This is a genomic window from Hafnia alvei (assembly GCF_964063325.1).
GTDB lineage: Bacteria > Pseudomonadota > Gammaproteobacteria > Enterobacterales > Enterobacteriaceae > Hafnia > Hafnia alvei_B.
Genome location: NZ_OZ061315.1, coordinates 1,291,365 through 1,308,511 on the forward strand (window position 1 = coordinate 1,291,365; position 17,147 = coordinate 1,308,511).

The following is a 17,147-nucleotide window of genomic DNA, read 5'->3' on the forward strand; positions in this document are numbered from 1 at the left end:
GGATTAACGGCGTTTACGCCCAGCAATCAATGCAAGACCGGCCATCACAAAGGTAATAACCCATAGTGGGATAGAACCAAAGCGGGCATAAGGCGTGATGCCTGTCGTTGGTGCAACGTTAACTTCAAGCACTTTACGCTCGAACTGTGGGATTTCAGCAATCACATTGCCTGAAGCATCAACCGCGGCCGTGACGCCGTTGTTGGTGCTACGTAGCAGTGGGCGGCCAAGCTCTAACGCACGCATCCGTGCCATTTGGAAATGCTGCCACGGGCCAATAGAGTGACCAAACCACGCGTCGTTAGACACGGTGAGCAAGAAGTTGGTGTCTGGACGGAAGTTAGCCCGCACTTGTTCGCCAAGCACAATTTCATAGCAAATAGCCGCCGTTAGGTTATATCCCTGCACGCTGAGCTGCGGCTGGATATAGTCTCCACGGCTAAAGGCTGACATCGGCAGGTTAAAGAACGGTGCCAGAGGGCGCAGCAAATCTTCCATTGGCACAAATTCGCCAAAGGGAACCAGATGATGCTTGTTGTAGCGGTTTTTGCTTGGATAAGCGTACGGTTCTTTCTCACCCAAGACGATCACGGTGTTGTAGTAGCGTGGGCCATATTCGCCCATGCGGTCATCAACAATACCGGTAATCAGGCTGCTGTGGTGTGAGCGGAACAGGCTGTCGAGCATGGTTAAGAACTGGTTCTGATTCTTTTCCGTATCTGGGATCGCAGATTCTGGCCAAATGATAATCGGCGCTTTCCCCAGATAAGGACGTGATTCGTCCAGATAGGTTTGCAGCGTGGTGATCAGCGCGTTTGGATCCCACTTCATGGATTGCTCAATGTTGCCCTGAACCATTGCCACGTTTACCGCTTTGTCTGTTTGGTTCTGATACCACTGAATGCCGCGCAGCGGCCAAGGTAATAACAACAGCGCGAGAGCAACAATCGCGGGGACAATTTTGCGCAGGCAGACCGAAAGCACAACCAATCCACTGATAATCATCAGCAAATAGGTGATGGTGTCCATACCCGCAATGGGCGCGATGCCTTTCAGCGGGCCGTTGATCTGGCTATAGCCAAACTGAAGCCATGGGAAGCCGGTTAATACCCAGCCGCGCAGGAATTCAGTCAATTGCCAAAGCACCGGAGCCGCAATAACCAAACGCCACACGTTCGCCTTAGGCCAAAAACGATTGAGCACGCCGGCAAAAAGCATTGGATACAGCGCAAGATAGGCCGCCAGCAGCACGACCAGTGCCATACTCACCGGCGTTGGCATGCCGCCAAACTGTTCAATACTGACGTAAACCCAGTTGATTCCCGTTCCGAATAACCCCATTCCCCACAGAAAACCCAAACCGATGGCTTGTTTCGTGGTGCGGTTAAGCGTAACGGCAAGCAGCCCAATCAGTGAAACGAGAGCCGCAGGCCAGAAATCATAGGGAGAGAAAGAGAGGGTGCCGGCGGCACCCAAAATAAGCGCCAGTAGGGCGCGAACCCACTGGCGTTGGAGTAATGAACACATGTTGTTATTAATCTTCCAGATCCAATTTCGGTTGAGGGGACTCATCCGGGATTTTGACATGAACCTGTATAATGCGTCGACTATCGGCCATGGCTACTTTGAATTGGTAACCATCAATGTCAATGGTTTCGCCGCGTGCCGGGAGATGGCCAAAGGCTTGCATTACCAAGCCACCCACGGTATCAACTTCTTCGTCGCTGAAGTGAGTGCCGAAGGCTTCGTTAAAGTCTTCAATTTGAGTCAGCGCACGCACGGTGTACATGTGGCGGCTGATTTGGCGCACATCGCGATCTTCAACTTCGTCATATTCATCGTCGATTTCACCCACGATAAGTTCGAGGATATCTTCGATGGTGACCAGGCCAGAAACGCCACCGAATTCATCGATAACGATCGCCATGTGATAACGCTGTGAACGGAACTCTTTGAGCATACGGTCAACACGTTTGCTCTCTGGAACAACCACGGCCGCGCGCAGCACTCTGTCGATGCTGAACGGCTCAGAGTCGCTGCGCATAAACGGCAGCAAATCTTTCGCCATCAGGATCCCTTCGATGTGATCTTTATCTTCGCTAATCACCGGGAAACGAGAGTGGGCAGAATCAACAATCACGTCTAGACACTCTTCCAGCGTCTGATTACGTTTCAAGGTGACCATTTGGCTACGTGGGATCATGATGTCGCGAACGCGCTGCTCCGCGATATCCATCACGCCTTCCAGCATGTCACGGGTATCGGGATCGATCAGATCGTTTTGTTCGGAATCACGGATCAGTTCAACTAAATCTCCACGATTTTTAGGTTCTCCGTGGAACAGCTGATTGAGAATCAGAGAGAAAAAACCCTTTTTGGGACTGGGGCTATCGTTGTTTTGTGAATGGTCGTCGCTCATGGCGTTAGTGTGTGGTTACTCATATAAGTGGTCAATAATTCACGTCATACGGCGCGATTAGGGGCCGTATGACGCAATATTTAATTGGATTCTTTTTCCGCCGCGTAGGGATCGGGATACCCGAGTTCCTGCATGATTTCGGCTTCTAAAGCTTCCATTTCTTCTGCTTCTTCATCAATGATGTGGTCATACCCTAGCAGATGTAGACTGCCGTGAACAACCATATGCGCCCAATGCGATAGCAGGGAAATCTCTTGTTCTTTTGCTTCTGCTTCAACTACCTGCCGGCAGATAATCATATCACCCAGCAGAGGAAGCTCAATGCCCGGAGGCGCTTCGAACGGGAAGGATAACACGTTGGTCGGTTTATCCTTACCGCGATAGGTCATATTGAGCTCGTGACTCTCTGCTTCATCAACCAAACGAATGGTGACTTCCGCTTCTTCTTGAAACTTAGGTAGCACCGCTTCAAGCCATTGACGGAAATCGGCCTCGGCGGGCAACCCCTCCGTGTTTTCGCAGGCGATTTGCAGATCTAATATTACATTGCTCATAGTGTGTTGCTCATAATACTTCCAGCTTAGTGTGATTCTTGCCCTGAGGCTGACGTTTGGGCTTCGCGTTTACGCTGTTCAGCCAGCTCATCTTTGCGCTTTTGCTCTGCCAGTTCCCATGCTTCATAGGCTATGACGACCTGTGCGACCACCGGATGGCGTACCACGTCTTCGCTGGTCAGGAAGTTGAAGCTTATCTCTTCGACGGAAGAAAGCACTTCAATCGCATGGCGTAATCCCGACTTCTGAGCGCGCGGTAAGTCGATCTGGGTGACGTCACCGGTAATCACGGCTTTCGAGTTAAAGCCGATGCGCGTCAGGAACATCTTCATCTGTTCGATAGTGGTGTTTTGGCTTTCATCCAGAATGATAAACGCGTCATTCAACGTTCGTCCGCGCATGTAAGCGAGCGGGGCAACCTCAATGACGTTGCGTTCCATCAGCTTTTCTACGCGCTCAAAGCCGAGCATTTCGAACAGTGCATCATACAAGGGACGCAGATAAGGATCGACCTTTTGGCTCAGGTCACCGGGTAAGAAGCCCAGCTTTTCACCGGCTTCAACCGCAGGACGGGTGAGCAAAATACGGCGGATCTCTTGGCGCTCTAAGGCATCAACCGCGGCGGCAACCGCAAGATAGGTTTTACCGGTACCAGCAGGGCCAACGCCAAAGGTAATGTCATGATCCAACACGTTGGCGATGTACTGCGCCTGATTGGGCGTGCGCGGCTTGATGACGCCACGCTTGGTTTTGATATTAATGGCCTTACCGTATTCAGGAATATGGTCAGAAACCTGCTCCAAAATGCCACTTTCTTTAATGGCCAGATGGATTTGTTCAGGAATAATATCCGGGATATGACCGCGCATTGGCGCCGTATCAACATACAGATGGCGCAGGATATCTTTGGCGGCGTTGACGCAGGCCGCTTTACCCACCAGTTTGAACTGGTTATCGCGATGGCTGATTTCGATACCTAAGCGGCGCTGTAGTTGCTTAATATTGTCATCAAACGGGCCACACAGGCTGTTTAGTCGCTGATTATCCGCCGGTTCTAATGCAAGTTCTTCAGTGATAATGTTCAAACTATTCCTCTGAGCTTATACCCATAACTAATAGCGTAAATGATACATGGCATTACGCCATTATTCTTCATCTGCGGGCTATTGTGATCAGAATTGCCAATACGCTTCGCAATTTCTCATTATTCAATGGGGGAGGAAGTGCATAATTTCAACCCATTTTGTTTTTCATGTTAACTGAAATGCATTATAGAGCCGCCAGCAGGGATGCTGGTGGCAGGTTGAAGGCACACAGGATGTGTGCTCTGAAACCGGTCGGCCAAGCGACTCGGTAAAAGCGCGCGGGTATTGGGCGCGCGCTGGCGCACCCAATTCGTTCGCGGATGGCCGTGTCTGCATAGAAATGCGTTGGCTTAATAGGCGAACGAAATTTTACACAACTCGCCCATTAACCTACGAAATGTAAGAGCATCAAGCACTAAGGCTGATAACTCCCCACCCCCAACGCATCCTCTTTACGCGTGCGTGCAATAACCGACTCCGGTGACTCATGAACGCGCAAATCCATCTGATCTTCGGTACGTACTAGCACGCCGCGCAGCGAGTTGGTTCTGACTTCAGTTATTTCCACATCAACGAAAGTGCCGACCAGCTCCGGTGAGCCTTCGAAATTCACCATGCGGTTATTTTCAGTGCGGCCTGAGATTTCCATAACATTTTTGCGTGATATCCCTTCCACCAAAATGCGTTGCACTGTGCCAACCATCTTGCGGCTGTAGCTCTGCGCCTGCTGATTGATGCGGTCTTGCAAAATATACAGGCGCTGCTTTTTCTCTTCTTCAGAAATGTCGTCGACCATGTCGGCGGCTGGCGTACCGGGGCGCGGGGAGAAAACAAAGCTGTAGCTTACGTCGAAGTTGATGTCAGCTATCAGCTTCATGGTTTGCTCAAAATCTTCCTGCGTTTCACCTGGGAAGCCGACGATAAAGTCTGAGCTGATGAGAATATCCGGTCGTGCTTTACGCAGTTTGCGAATGATGGATTTGTATTCAAGTACCGTATGGGTACGTTTCATCATGTTCAGAACTCGGTCTGAGCCGCTTTGTACCGGCAGATGCAGGAAGCTAACGAGCTCAGGTGTGTCTTCATACACGGCGATGATATCGTCGGTAAATTCAATAGGATGGCTGGTGGTAAAGCGAATGCGGTCAATCCCATCAATGGCGGCAACCAAGCGCAGCAGCTCGGCGAAAGTACAAATATCGCCGTCGAATGACGGGCCGCGATAGGCATTCACATTTTGCCCAAGCAGATTGACTTCGCGCACGCCTTGGGCGGCAAGCTGAGCGATTTCAAATAGCACGTCGTCGCATGGGCGACTGACTTCCTCGCCGCGGGTATAAGGCACCACGCAGTATGTACAGTATTTATTACAGCCTTCCATGATGGAAACAAAGGCGCTTGGGCCATCGGCACGCGGCTCGGGAAGCCGGTCGAATTTTTCGATTTCAGGGAAGCTCACGTCCACGATAGGGCTTTTGCTACCGCGAACCTTATTAATCATTTCTGGCAAACGATGCAGCGTTTGTGGGCCAAAAACGATGTCGACATAGTGGGCGCGTTGGCGCAGCAGTTTGCCTTCCTGCGAGGCCACGCAGCCTCCAACGCCGATAATGACGTTCGGATTCGCTTCTTTGAGTAACTTCCAGCGACCGAGCTGGTGGAAGACTTTTTCTTGCGCTTTTTCTCGAATAGAGCAGGTATTTAGCAGCAAGACATCTGCCTCTTCGGCATTCTCGGTCAGTTCGAAACCGTGCGTGCTGCCCAGTAAATCTGCCATTTTGGATGAGTCATACTCATTCATCTGGCAGCCCCAGGTTTTAATATGCAGTTTTTGTGTCATCGATTTGCCATTGCTTTATGCAGGTGGATTTCGGACAGACCGGCACTGTTATCTAAAGCGGATAAAGCATCGGGTGAAAATCGCTATAGATATTAAAAGGTAGAGGTGTCGGAACAAGCCCATACGCAGGTTGGCTATTGTAATCTTTGCCTTAGTTCATGACTACCCTATAACCTCACGCTTTGTGGACGGAATCAAAGGTAAAATCCGGTACAATGACGAAATATATAAGCAGGAGGATCTATGGCCGAGCATAAAAGTGATGTTGTCGTTATCGGTGGTGGCATGGTGGGCGCTGCCGCCGCGTTGGGGTTGGCACAGGCCGGTTTTACTGTCACGGTTGTTGAAAACCGTACGCCTCGCCCATTCGATGCGTCGCAGTCACCTGATTTGCGAATATCGGCTATCAGTGCCTCATCGGTGGCGCTGCTAGAGAGTTTAGGCATATGGAAAACGGTACGTCATATGCGCAGTGCGGCCTATCGTGGTTTAGAAACCTGGGAGTGGGAAGCATCCCGCGTCAGTTTCAGTGCCCAAGAGCTGGGTATTCCAGAACTCGGCTACATGCTAGAAAACGAAGTGTTGCAGCTTGCGCTTTGGCAGCACTTAGAGCAGATGCCTAATATTTCGCTGATGGTTCCTGCTGAATTAAAAATCATCACACAAGGCCAAGACGTGTGGAACGTGGAATTGAGCGACGGTCGTGAAATTGAAACCAAGCTAGTTTTAGGTGCCGATGGCGCAAACTCTTTGGTGCGCGCTCAGGCGGGCATAGGCGTGCGCGGCTGGCAATATCGCCAATCTTGCATGCTGATAACCGTTCAAACGCAGGAAGACCCCTTAGACGTCACGTGGCAGCAGTTTACGCCGCAAGGCCCGCGCGCTTTTCTGCCGTTATGGGATAACTGGGCTTCACTGGTCTGGTATGACAGTCCGGCTCGGATCCGTCAGCTTATGGCATTACCTATGTCGCAGCTTACGCAAGAAATCAAACAGACGTTCCCCGCGCGTTTGGGCGATGTTACGGCAACAGCCGCAGGATCGTTCCCTCTGGTGCGTCGCCATGCGAACCGTTACGTGCAAAATGGTTTGGCATTGCTTGGCGATGCGGCGCACACCATTAATCCACTGGCAGGGCAGGGGGTTAATCTGGGATATCGCGACGTAGATGCGCTGTTGGATGTGGTGATCAATGCGCGTCAGCAAGGTGAAATCTGGCACAGCGAGGAAATCCTGAAACGCTATCAACGCCGTCGCCGTCCAGATAATTTGTTAATGCAGGCTGGTATGGATCTGTTTTATAGCGCTTTCAGCAATGAGCTTAAGCCGCTGCAGCTGGTGCGAAATTTAGGATTGATGGCAGCGGAGCGCTCAGGAGAGTTAAAAAAACGTGCGTTGAAGTATGCGTTGGGGTTGTAGACCTCTAGCAATGTGTTGACTGCCTATGAGATCGAGATACACGGGGGCTACCGTAGGGGGGGGCCGTTACAGAACACATTCATGTGTTCTGCCCTACGGGCCAGCGCTAAAGCGCTGTTCAACTTTGCTCCATGCAAAGTTGTCGGCAGCTAAAGCTGCTACGACCCCATCCCTACGATTCCCCCTAAAATCAGGCTTAATTATTGATAAATGCTAGTCAAAGCTGAAGAAACTCAAGACGAAAAAAAGCTCGCTAAAAGCGAGCTCTTTTTATTGGCTGGGGTACGAGGATTCGAACCTCGGAATGCTGGTATCAGAAACCAGAGCCTTACCGCTTGGCGATACCCCAATTGTTTGGGTGTTACTATATTGCGTCTTTTAACGCGTAAACCTGTCTAAAACAGATTTAAGAAATATGGCTGGGGTACGAGGATTCGAACCTCGGAATGCTGGTATCAGAAACCAGAGCCTTACCGCTTGGCGATACCCCAAATGGTGGCTACGACGGGATTCGAACCTGTGACCCCATCATTATGAGTGATGTGCTCTAACCAACTGAGCTACGTAGCCAACTCAAGGAAACTCTTTAATTCGTAATTTTAGTAGCCAATTCTATGGCTGGGGTACCAGGATTCGAACCTGGGAATGCTGGGATCAAAACCCAGTGCCTTACCGCTTGGCGATACCCCAATTGGGAATAGAATTCACTAGACCTTTTCGAGGAAAAGGATGGCTGGGGTACCAGGATTCGAACCTGGGAATGCTGGGATCAAAACCCAGTGCCTTACCGCTTGGCGATACCCCATCCGCTGCAAAACCGAGTCGTTTAAATGGTGCGGGAGACGAGACTTGAACTCGTACACCTTGCGGCGCTAGAACCTAAATCTAGTGCGTCTACCAATTTCGCCACTCCCGCTCATTTAATCGAAGGTGTTGAAAATATATGGTGGCTACGACGGGATTCGAACCTGTGACCCCATCATTATGAGTGATGTGCTCTAACCAACTGAGCTACGTAGCCATCTATTTTTCGCCAACCTTCATCGGCGTTGCGGGGCGCATTATGCGTATATGAGAAAGTTGCGTCAACCCCTTTTTTATCGGAAAAGGACATCTGAGGCACGTTTGCGCGGGGATTATACAGCTCGGTGAGAAAATCAACAAAATTCAGGCTTATTAATAGGGTAAAACGGCGTTATCGATAAAAAAAACGGCGAACCTAAAAAGTTCGCCGTTTGGAGAATACATAACTTTTTAAACCGCTACTTTTGATAAGCCGACTGATGTACGCCTACAGCACGACCTGATGGGTCATCCATTTTTTTGAAAGACTCATCCCATTCAATCGCTTTTGCCGAGGAACAGGCAACGGAAGGACCGCCAGGAACACACTCAGCGGCGCTAGGCACGGGGAATAACTCTTCAAAAATTCCACGATACAAATAGCCTTCTTTCGAGTTTGGCGTGTTGTATGGGAAACGGAAGTGCGCATTTGCCAACATTTGATCGCTAATCTGCTGATTCGCGGTTTCTTTTAAAGTATCGATCCAGCTATAACCCACGCCGTCGGAGAACTGCTCTTTCTGACGCCATGCTACGCTGGCTGGCAGATAGGATTCAAAACATTCACGTAAAATGTATTTCTCCATTTTGCCGTTGCCGCACATTTTATCTTGTGGGTTTAGGCGCATAGCGACGTCGAGGAATTTTTTATCCAAGAAAGGAACACGTGCCTCAACGCCCCACGCTGACATCGCCTTGTTAGCACGGGCGCAGTCATACATATGCAGAGCCAGCAGCTTACGCACGGTTTCTTCGTGGAATTCTTTAGCGTTCGGTGCCTTATGGAAATAGAGGTATCCGCCAAAGACCTCATCGGCGCCTTCGCCGGACAGCACCATCTTGATGCCCATGGCTTTTATTTTACGCGCCATCAAATACATTGGCGTTGAGGCGCGGATGGTGGTCACATCGTAGGTTTCGATGTGATAAATCACGTCGCGAATGGCGTCTAAGCCTTCTTGCACCGTGAAATGAATTTCGTGATGCACCGTGCCAAGATGGTTTGCCACTTCCTGCGCGGCTTTTAAATCCGGTGAGCCTTCCAGCCCCACGGCGAATGAGTGCAGCTGTGGCCACCACGCTTCGCTGCGTTCACCGTCTTCAACGCGGCGAGCGGCAAATTTTTTGGTAATGGCGGAGATTACCGAGGAGTCGAGCCCACCGGACAGCAGCACGCCGTAAGGGACGTCAGACATTAGATGGCTTTTGACCGAATCTTCCAAGGCCTCTTTCAATTGAGCCGCGTCAGTGTGGTTTTCTTTAACGTTATCGAACTCAAACCAGTCGCGCTGGTAGTAGCTATGAATTTCGCCATCGTCGCTCGACATATAGCTGCCCGCAGGGAATTCTTTGATGGTGCGGCAAACCGGTACCAGAGCTTTCATCTCTGATGCTACGTAGAAGTTACCGTGTTCGTCATGGCCCATGTACAGAGGAATAATCCCGAGATGATCGCGGCCAATCAGATAGCTGTTTTTTTCTGTGTCATATAAAACAAAGGCAAACATGCCCTGCAGTTCGTCTAAGAATGCAGAACCTTGCTCTTCGTATAGCGCCAAAATGACTTCACAGTCAGAAGCTGTTTGGAATTCATAACGACCTTCGAAACGCTGGCGCAAAGCCTGATGGTTATAAATTTCACCATTCACGGCAAGAATGTGGGTGTGCGCGGCATTGTACAAAGGCTGGGCGCCGTTGTTGACGTCAACGATAGACAGACGCTCATGCGCCAAAATCGCGTTGTCAGAAGCGTAAATGCCGGACCAATCTGGGCCACGATGGCGCATCAGGCGTGACAGCTCGAGCGCTTTTTTACGCAGCTCAACAGGATCGGTTTTTAAATCAAGCACACCAAAGATAGAACACATAGATTTCTCCCATACTGCATTGTCTAGTTGTGACGTTGTGAGTCAGTTTAAGGCGGTAAAAAATTATTGATTTACGGCTCAGTGAGGCGTTTACCGCTGCTATAAATAACAAATTGCGTCAAAACCTGAATAGAATGCAAGCGCTTTAGCTTAATGGTGAGAAATAGTCTGTTGGTATACTCTAAACCTTAGTGATTATTCATTTTTTAAAGTGAATTATTGAGGAATCGATGATTTTTTAGCGTTCGGTGTAGAAACGATAAAAAAGCAGCGCAGAAAAAATGAAGTAAAAGCGGAGAGGAAAAAGAGAAAGTTGCGTCTGACCGAGCTGACCAGACGCAAAGGGATAACGTTAGATGATGTCGATATCGGCAACGGAAGGGTAAATGTAGTTAGGTCGGAACGGCATATTGTCCACGTCGTTTAACGTTGAGACGCCGGACAGCACTAATATCGTTTCTAGCCCCGCTTGGAAACCTGCCAGAATATCGGTATTCAGATTATCACCGATGATCACGGTGCTTTCTGAATGAGCCTGCATCTTGTTAAGCGCGGCGCGAATAATCCACGGACTTGGTTTACCAACGTAGAAAGGCTTGCGGCCTGAAATCAGTTCAATCGGCGCACATAACGCGCCACAGGCAGGATAAAAACCACGGCCATGTGTATCTGGATTCGTCGCGATAAACCGTGCGCCGTTGACCACGAAGTAAGAGGCCTTGTGGATCATTTCCCAGTTATACGAACGGGTTTCACCAACGATAACAAAATCAGGGTTGATATCGGTGATGGTAAAGCCTGCTTTGTATAACTCGTGAATCAATGCACCTTCACCAATCACATAGGCTTTTTTCCCCTCCTGACGCTTGAGAAAATCGGCGGTGGCCATAGCCGAGGTGTAAAACACGCTTTCAGGGACATCAAGCCCAGCGGCTGCGAAGCGGTTTGCCAGATCCTGCGCGGTTTGAGAAGGGTAGTTGGTCAGGATAACCAGAGGAATGTCATTTTCTTGAATACGTGCCAGAAATTTATCTGCACCCGGAACCGGAGTGTTGTCGTGCATCAAAACGCCGTCGATGTCACAAATAATACTTTTGATTGTCATGGGTTTATTACTCGTTAAGTTGACAAGCACAAATCATATCATGCTTGTCAGTTAACGTAGCAGCTTGAAGTAAGAAGAGAATTAGTGCGGATGTTGCCCTTCCAGCAGGCGCTGTAGTAATACGCCGTTGAGCATGGCTCGTTTCACTAGCGCAAATGCCCCAATGGCTGACCGATGATCTAATTCAGACGTGACCACCGGTAGATTAATGCGGAAATTCTTCAACGCCTGAGTATTGATGCAGCTCTGAATCGCAGGCAGCAGCGTTTTTTCTGCTTCAATAATTTCACCGGCGATGACCACTTTCTGTGGGTTAAACATGTTAATCGCAATAGCAATGGCGCGACCCAGATAGCGGCCTACCAATTCAATCACTTCTGTTGCTAGCGCGTCGCCTTTATTTGCCGCTTTGCAGATTGCGCTGATGCTGCAATCGTCCAGCGTGAGCTTGCTGGGATAGCCTTGCTCGAGCAGATGACGAACGCGTTGTTCAATGGCGGCGTTGGCGGCCACGGTTTCCAAGCAACCGAAGTTCCCGCAGTGGCAACGCTCGCCTAATGGATCGATTTGGATGTGCCCAATCTCACCAACGTTTCCCTTGCTGCCGAGAAATATTTTCTCGTTCACGATGATACCCGCACCGGTTCCTCGGTGTAGACGTACCAACATTGAATCTTCGCAGTCGCGGGTGGCGCCGAAATAATGCTCAGCTAAGGCGAGGCTACGAATATCGTGACCAACGAAGCTGGTGACGTTAAATCTGTCTTCTAGCGCTTTGACTAACGGCCAATCATTAACGGCAATATGCGGCATGTAGCGCACGATCCCATGCTGCGGATCGACCAATCCGGGCAAGATCACCGCAATGGCAATCAGCTCGCGGATTTTACGCTGATAGGTCAACATGAACTGCTCAATGGTATTCAGCAGTGCGTTTTCCACTGTTTCCTGAGTACGCTCAGGCAACGGGTAGTGCTCTTCGGCCAGCGATTTTCCGCTCATATCGTACAGCGTGATGGTGGCGTCGTGACGCCCTAAGCGGATGGCTACGGTATTGAAGAGGCGTGTTTCTGTCACAATGGAAATAGCACGGCGGCCACCGGTAGACGCTTGCTGATCGACTTCTTTGATCAGCCCGCGTTCCAGTAGCTGACGGGTAATTTTGGTGACGCTGGCGGGAGCAAGCTGGCTTAGTTCGGCAATTTGAATGCGCGAAATAGGGCCTTGTAGATCGATTAAACGATAAACAGCGGCGCTGTTAAGTTGTTTAACCAGATCTACGTTACCAATTTGTCCTTGTCCGCCTGTTGTCATCAATTTATTACCCGCTTAGAAAAATAGAGCTCAAGTTAATAAAGAAAGCACGCAGACTGATGTACGTTCTTTCTTATTTATTTTCGTAAACCGTTTCGCCGTTCACGATGGTTTTGATCACGCGATAGTCTGAAGTGAAAGCGGTCAGGTTCGCCACTTTTCCCGCTTCGATGCTTCCCAGACGGCTATCAACACCTATCGCGCGAGACGGATAGAGCGTTGCCATGCGCAATGCTTCATCTAGAGCAATACCGACGTGCTCAACGCTGTTTTTGACGGCGTCGATCATAGTCAGCGCAGAACCGCTCAGCGTACCGTTTTCATCAACGACTAAACCGTTGCGGTAATATACTGTTTTTCCGGCGAAAATGAAGTGATCTATGTTGGCGCCTGCAGGGGCAGTCGCATCGGTGACCAGCACCAGATGTTCGCCTTTCAGACGTTTAGCCAGACGAATACTTGGCCAAGCGACGTGGTGACCATCGGCGATAATGCCGGTGTACACTTCAGGGGTATCAAAGATAGCGCCCATCAGGCCTGGTGCACGACCAGAAATGGCTGGCATCGCATTATAAAGGTGAGTCGCAAAGCTCATACCTGCGGCGAAGCCTTTGCGCGCTTCTTCATAGGTGGCGTTGGAGTGGCCAGCGGAAACCACAATACCTGCGGCTTTCAGCTGCTGGATAGATGCCTGAGTTGCAACTTCCGGAGCCATCGTCACTTTGGTGATGGCGTCTGCGTGCTCGCACATGAAATCGATCATTTCATGATCCGGTTTACGGATGTATTTCGGATTGTGCGTGCCTTTCTTTTCCAAGCTGATGTATGGGCCTTCAATATGCAGACCTAGCGCCTGATTCTGGTGCTTGGTCAGATAGCTGCGCATAACATCGATACCGTGCTTCATTAAATCGTCAGCACTGGTGATAAGCGTAGGTAAATAGCTGGTACAGCCTGATTTCTCGTTGGCGTGCTGCATGATTTCAAGCGTTTCTTCCGAAACAGCTTCGACAGAATCATTAAACTGAACGCCGCCACAGCCATTAAGTTGCAGATCGATGAAACCAGGAGCAAGGATTGCTCCGCCTAGATCGTGAGTTTCAATGCCTGACGGAAGTTCAGCGACAGGACAGATCTTTTCAATTAAGCCATTGGCGATCATTACTGCATGGTCGTCGAGAATATCGTGGCCGGTATAAATCCGACAATGGGTCAAAGCGTACATCACATACCCCTGGTTACAGGTTGAAAATTATAGATTCTTCATGTTTTCCGCTTCTAACTCGCGGAAGTACTTAACTGTTTTGACTTTCAGCTCCATCGTGGAAGGCTCATCACATACGATGACGGACTTCGGATGAAGTTGCAGAGCGCTGATCGTCCACATATGGTTGACGCTGCCTTCAACGGCGGCCTGCAGAGACAGCGCTTTCGCGTGGCCAGTGACCAAAATCATCACTTCTTCAGCATCTAACAACGTGCCAACGCCGACGGTAAGCGCATATTTTGGCACTTTTGTCATGTCGCCATCAAAGAAACGAGAGTTTGCTATGCGGGTTTCTTCGGTCAACGTTTTGATGCGAGTGCGAGAAGCTAAAGATGATGCTGGCTCGTTAAAAGCAATATGCCCATCGTTACCTACACCACCCATAAACAGATTGATTCTGCCGTAGGATTTGATTTTTTCTTCGTAGCGGCGGCACTCGGTATCAACATCAGCCGCATTGCCGTTCAGCAAGTTGATGTTTTCACGTGGGATATCCACGTGGTTGAAGAAATTATTATACATGAAGCTATGGTAGCTTTCTGGATGCTCTTCCGGCAGACCGATGTATTCGTCCATGTTGAACGTAACTACGTTCTTAAAGCTGATTTCGCCAGCCTTGTGCAGTTCGATTAAACGTTTGTAGGTTTGCAGCGGGGTGCCGCCGGTTGGTAGGCCAAGAACAAATGGGCGTTCAGCCGTTGGTTTGAAGGCATTGATACGGTTAACAATATGACGGGCAGACCATAAGCCAACGTCTGCAGCATTACTTAGAGGGATAAGTCTCATAGGGCACCTTTAGTGAATATAAATCTATATTATAAACGGGGGTCCACATTGCTCTTTGCTCAGAGTATAAGGCGTAATGCTTGCTAACGACTAATGTGTGACCTAACGCCGTTTGGATTTTTCGAATGATAAAATAAGTTTTGTATGATGGCTAGCAATTAGGCATGTTTAGAGCCTCCTTTGGTGATATTTATCACAAAACTGGAGGTTTTAATTTGCGGAGAAAAATAATTTTTTTACACTCCTGATTGTAGTCCATACTGTCAACTTAATAATTAAGTCAGTTATGACGTGACCATGAGCAGTGCCAATTCGAGCAATGACGGGTCCACAAGGGGGAAATGGTGAGTATTTTAGGTTATCTGCAAAAAGTCGGCCGTGCGCTGATGGTACCGGTGGCGACGCTACCGGCTGCCGCGATATTAATGGGTGTCGGTTATTGGATCGACCCGGTAGGTTGGGGTGGCGCTAATGCGTTAGCGGCCTTCTTCATCAAGTCGGGCTCTGCCATTATCGACAACATGTCCGTACTGTTTGCGATCGGTGTCGCTTACGGTATGTCTAAAGATAAAGACGGCGCTGCCGCATTAACTGGCTTTGTTGGCTTCTTGGTATTGACTACGCTGTGCTCTCCAGCCGCGGTAGCCATGATCCAGAAAATCCCTGCGGATCAGGTTCCAGCTGCATTCGGTAAGATTAACAACCAGTTCGTCGGTATCTTGGTTGGTATTATCTCTGCTGAACTGTACAACCGCTTCAGCGGCGTTGAGTTGCCGAAGGCGCTGTCCTTCTTCAGCGGCCGTCGTCTGGTGCCAATTTTGACCTCTTTCGTCATGATTCTGGTGGCGTTTATCCTGATGTACATCTGGCCGTTAATCTTCGACGGACTGGTGAACTTCGGTGAACACATTCAGAAAATGGGCTCTGTCGGCGCAGGTATCTACGCGTTCTTCAACCGTTTGCTGATCCCTGTTGGTCTGCATCATGCTCTGAACTCCGTATTCTGGTTTGACGTTGCGGGTATTAACGACATTCCTAACTTCTTGGGTGGCGCACAGTCTATCGAAGCGGGCAAAGCCGTTGTTGGTATCACTGGCCGCTATCAGGCTGGTTTCTTCCCAATCATGATGTTTGGTTTACCAGGTGCTGCGCTGGCGATTTACCATTGCGCACGTCCAGAAAACAAAGCCAAAGTGGCCGGTATCATGATGGCCGCTGCGTTTGCAGCCTTCTTCACCGGTATCACTGAACCGTTGGAATTCTCCTTCATGTTCGTGGCACCAGTTCTGTATGTTCTGCATGCATTCCTGACCGGTATTTCCGTATTCATCGCAGCTTCTATGCACTGGATTGCGGGCTTCGGCTTCAGCGCCGGTCTGGTGGATATGGTGCTGTCTTCACGTAACCCGTTGGCAACTCACTGGTACATGCTGATCCCTCAGGGTCTGGTGTTCTTCGTGATTTACTACGTGGTGTTCCGTTTCACTATCACCAAATTCAACCTGCTGACCCCTGGCCGTGAACTGGCTACTGACGCTGACGAAAGCGCTGATGGCTACGATCTGGATCTGGATAATGCGAAAGGCGGTAACGAAACGGCAAATCTGGCACGCAACTACATTGCCGCGGTTGGTGGCTCTGCCAATATCACCGGTATCGATGCATGTATCACGCGTCTGCGTCTGAGTGTTAAAGACTCTGCTATCGTCAACGACAGTTTGGCTAAACGTCTGGGTGCTTCGGGTGTTATTCGCCTGAACAAACAGAGCGTACAGGTCATCGTGGGTACACGTGCTGAAGCAATCGCGACCGCAATGCGTGGCGTGATGGCATCGGGTCCAATTGAAGCCGCTGTTGCTCATGCTGCGCCTGCAGCAGCTGAAGTGAAAGCACAGGCAACGCCAAACGCTGCTGCGGTGGTTAAAGCGACGCTGGTTTCTCCAATCACCGGTGAAGTGGTTGCGTTGGATCAGGTTCCTGACGAAGCGTTCGCCAGCAAAGCCGTGGGCGACGGTGTGGCGGTTCGCCCAACGGATAAAACCGTGGTTTCCCCAGCACGTGGCACTATTGTTAAGATCTTCAACACCAACCATGCGTTCTGTTTAGAAACGGATGAAGGCGCAGAAATCGTTGTTCATATGGGCATCGACACCGTGGCGTTGAATGGTCAAGGCTTCAAACGTCTGGTTGAAGAGGGTGCAGAAGTGAAAGCAGGTCAGCCAATTCTAGAAATGGATTTGGAATATCTGAACGCCAATGCACGCTCAATGATTAGCCCTGTTGTTGTCAGCAACATCGATGATTTCGGTGGTCTGAAAGCGCTGGCTGCCGGTCATGTCGTGGCGGGTGAAACCAAGCTGTATGACATCACTGCAAAATAAGAGCTTTGCAAAATAACTTGCTGGTGAACGGTTAGCTGATTTATCAG

At 49.8% G+C, this 17,147-nt stretch carries 12 protein-coding genes and 7 tRNA genes; 2 read left to right on the forward strand and 17 right to left on the reverse strand.

Going from position 1 to position 17,147, the window contains the following annotated elements; all coding sequences use genetic code 11:
* Window positions 1-3: 3 nt before the first annotated feature.
* The 5 genes from lnt to miaB all read right to left on the reverse strand — a co-directional run bounded on the left by lnt (window position 4) and on the right by miaB (window position 5,898).
* Window positions 4-1,527, reverse strand: coding sequence for an apolipoprotein N-acyltransferase (gene lnt, locus AB3Y96_RS06125; RefSeq protein WP_367298739.1), 1,524 nt, complete (start codon window positions 1,525-1,527; stop codon window positions 4-6).
* Window positions 1,528-1,534: 7 nt separating this feature from the next.
* On the reverse strand, window positions 1,535-2,419 hold the full coding sequence (gene corC / locus AB3Y96_RS06130; RefSeq protein WP_004096455.1) for a CNNM family magnesium/cobalt transport protein CorC: 885 nt from the start codon (window positions 2,417-2,419) through the stop codon (window positions 1,535-1,537).
* An 80-nt stretch (window positions 2,420-2,499) separates the two neighbouring features.
* Window positions 2,500-2,973 carry an rRNA maturation RNase YbeY gene (gene ybeY / locus AB3Y96_RS06135; RefSeq protein WP_367298740.1) on the reverse strand — a complete coding sequence of 158 codons (474 nt, stop codon included), beginning with the start codon at window positions 2,971-2,973 and terminating at the stop codon, window positions 2,500-2,502.
* A 26-nt stretch (window positions 2,974-2,999) separates the two neighbouring features.
* On the reverse strand, window positions 3,000-4,058 hold the full coding sequence (locus tag AB3Y96_RS06140) for a PhoH family protein (RefSeq protein ID WP_072308393.1): 1,059 nt from the start codon (window positions 4,056-4,058) through the stop codon (window positions 3,000-3,002).
* A gap of 415 nt (window positions 4,059-4,473) precedes the next feature.
* Window positions 4,474-5,898: a tRNA (N6-isopentenyl adenosine(37)-C2)-methylthiotransferase MiaB gene (miaB, locus tag AB3Y96_RS06145; protein WP_072308394.1), complete on the reverse strand. Its 1,425-nt coding sequence runs from the start codon at window positions 5,896-5,898 to the stop codon at window positions 4,474-4,476.
* A gap of 243 nt (window positions 5,899-6,141) precedes the next feature.
* On the opposite strand from miaB, the gene ubiF reads away from it, so the two are divergent.
* Window positions 6,142-7,317 carry a 3-demethoxyubiquinol 3-hydroxylase gene (gene ubiF / locus AB3Y96_RS06150; RefSeq protein ID WP_367298741.1) on the forward strand — a complete coding sequence of 392 codons (1,176 nt, stop codon included), beginning with the start codon at window positions 6,142-6,144 and terminating at the stop codon, window positions 7,315-7,317.
* A 274-nt stretch (window positions 7,318-7,591) separates the two neighbouring features.
* On the opposite strand, the gene AB3Y96_RS06155 is transcribed toward ubiF, so the two are convergent.
* The 12 genes from AB3Y96_RS06155 to nagB form a co-directional block, all read right to left on the reverse strand.
* Window positions 7,592-7,666 (reverse strand) — tRNA-Gln (locus AB3Y96_RS06155).
* Between the two features lie 67 nt (window positions 7,667-7,733).
* Window positions 7,734-7,808: transfer RNA gene (locus AB3Y96_RS06160), tRNA-Gln, on the reverse strand.
* 2 nt (window positions 7,809-7,810) lie between these two features.
* Window positions 7,811-7,887, reverse strand: a tRNA-Met gene (locus tag AB3Y96_RS06165).
* A 45-nt stretch (window positions 7,888-7,932) separates the two neighbouring features.
* Window positions 7,933-8,007 (reverse strand) — tRNA-Gln (locus tag AB3Y96_RS06170).
* Window positions 8,008-8,047: 40 nt separating this feature from the next.
* Window positions 8,048-8,122: transfer RNA gene (locus tag AB3Y96_RS06175), tRNA-Gln, on the reverse strand.
* 26 nt (window positions 8,123-8,148) lie between these two features.
* A tRNA-Leu gene (locus tag AB3Y96_RS06180) sits at window positions 8,149-8,233 on the reverse strand.
* A 28-nt stretch (window positions 8,234-8,261) separates the two neighbouring features.
* Window positions 8,262-8,338 (reverse strand) — tRNA-Met (locus AB3Y96_RS06185).
* A gap of 241 nt (window positions 8,339-8,579) precedes the next feature.
* Window positions 8,580-10,247, reverse strand: a complete 1,668-nt coding sequence (gene asnB / locus AB3Y96_RS06190) for an asparagine synthase B (RefSeq protein WP_367298742.1) — start codon at window positions 10,245-10,247, stop codon at window positions 8,580-8,582.
* 352 nt (window positions 10,248-10,599) lie between these two features.
* Window positions 10,600-11,352, reverse strand: coding sequence for an HAD-IIA family hydrolase (locus tag AB3Y96_RS06195; RefSeq protein ID WP_072308397.1), 753 nt, complete (start codon window positions 11,350-11,352; stop codon window positions 10,600-10,602).
* Window positions 11,353-11,433: 81 nt separating this feature from the next.
* A complete protein-coding gene (locus AB3Y96_RS06200; RefSeq protein ID WP_072308398.1) occupies window positions 11,434-12,666 on the reverse strand; it encodes an N-acetylglucosamine repressor in 1,233 nt (410 codons plus the stop codon).
* Between the two features lie 73 nt (window positions 12,667-12,739).
* Window positions 12,740-13,891, reverse strand: a complete 1,152-nt coding sequence (nagA, locus tag AB3Y96_RS06205) for an N-acetylglucosamine-6-phosphate deacetylase (RefSeq protein WP_367298743.1) — start codon at window positions 13,889-13,891, stop codon at window positions 12,740-12,742.
* A 27-nt stretch (window positions 13,892-13,918) separates the two neighbouring features.
* On the reverse strand, window positions 13,919-14,719 hold the full coding sequence (gene nagB, locus AB3Y96_RS06210; protein WP_043491837.1) for a glucosamine-6-phosphate deaminase: 801 nt from the start codon (window positions 14,717-14,719) through the stop codon (window positions 13,919-13,921).
* Between the two features lie 344 nt (window positions 14,720-15,063).
* On the opposite strand from nagB, the gene nagE reads away from it, so the two are divergent.
* On the forward strand, window positions 15,064-17,100 hold the full coding sequence (gene nagE, locus AB3Y96_RS06215) for an N-acetylglucosamine-specific PTS transporter subunit IIBC (RefSeq protein ID WP_175421598.1): 2,037 nt from the start codon (window positions 15,064-15,066) through the stop codon (window positions 17,098-17,100).
* Window positions 17,101-17,147 lie beyond the last annotated feature (47 nt).

Coding starts and splice junctions, on each gene's coding strand:
- ybeY (WP_367298740.1), bottom strand. CDS start 2,973: ATGAGCAATGTAATATTAGATCTGCAAATCGCCTGCGAAAACACGGAG.
- nagB (WP_043491837.1), bottom strand. CDS start 14,719: ATGAGACTTATCCCTCTAAGTAATGCTGCAGACGTTGGCTTATGGTCT.
- ubiF (WP_367298741.1), top strand. CDS start 6,142: ATGGCCGAGCATAAAAGTGATGTTGTCGTTATCGGTGGTGGCATGGTG.
- AB3Y96_RS06195 (WP_072308397.1), bottom strand. CDS start 11,352: ATGACAATCAAAAGTATTATTTGTGACATCGACGGCGTTTTGATGCAC.
- asnB (WP_367298742.1), bottom strand. CDS start 10,247: ATGTGTTCTATCTTTGGTGTGCTTGATTTAAAAACCGATCCTGTTGAG.
- AB3Y96_RS06200 (WP_072308398.1), bottom strand. CDS start 12,666: ATGACAACAGGCGGACAAGGACAAATTGGTAACGTAGATCTGGTTAAA.
- nagA (WP_367298743.1), bottom strand. CDS start 13,891: ATGTACGCTTTGACCCATTGTCGGATTTATACCGGCCACGATATTCTC.
- corC (WP_004096455.1), bottom strand. CDS start 2,419: ATGAGCGACGACCATTCACAAAACAACGATAGCCCCAGTCCCAAAAAG.
- miaB (WP_072308394.1), bottom strand. CDS start 5,898: ATGACACAAAAACTGCATATTAAAACCTGGGGCTGCCAGATGAATGAG.
- lnt (WP_367298739.1), bottom strand. CDS start 1,527: ATGTGTTCATTACTCCAACGCCAGTGGGTTCGCGCCCTACTGGCGCTT.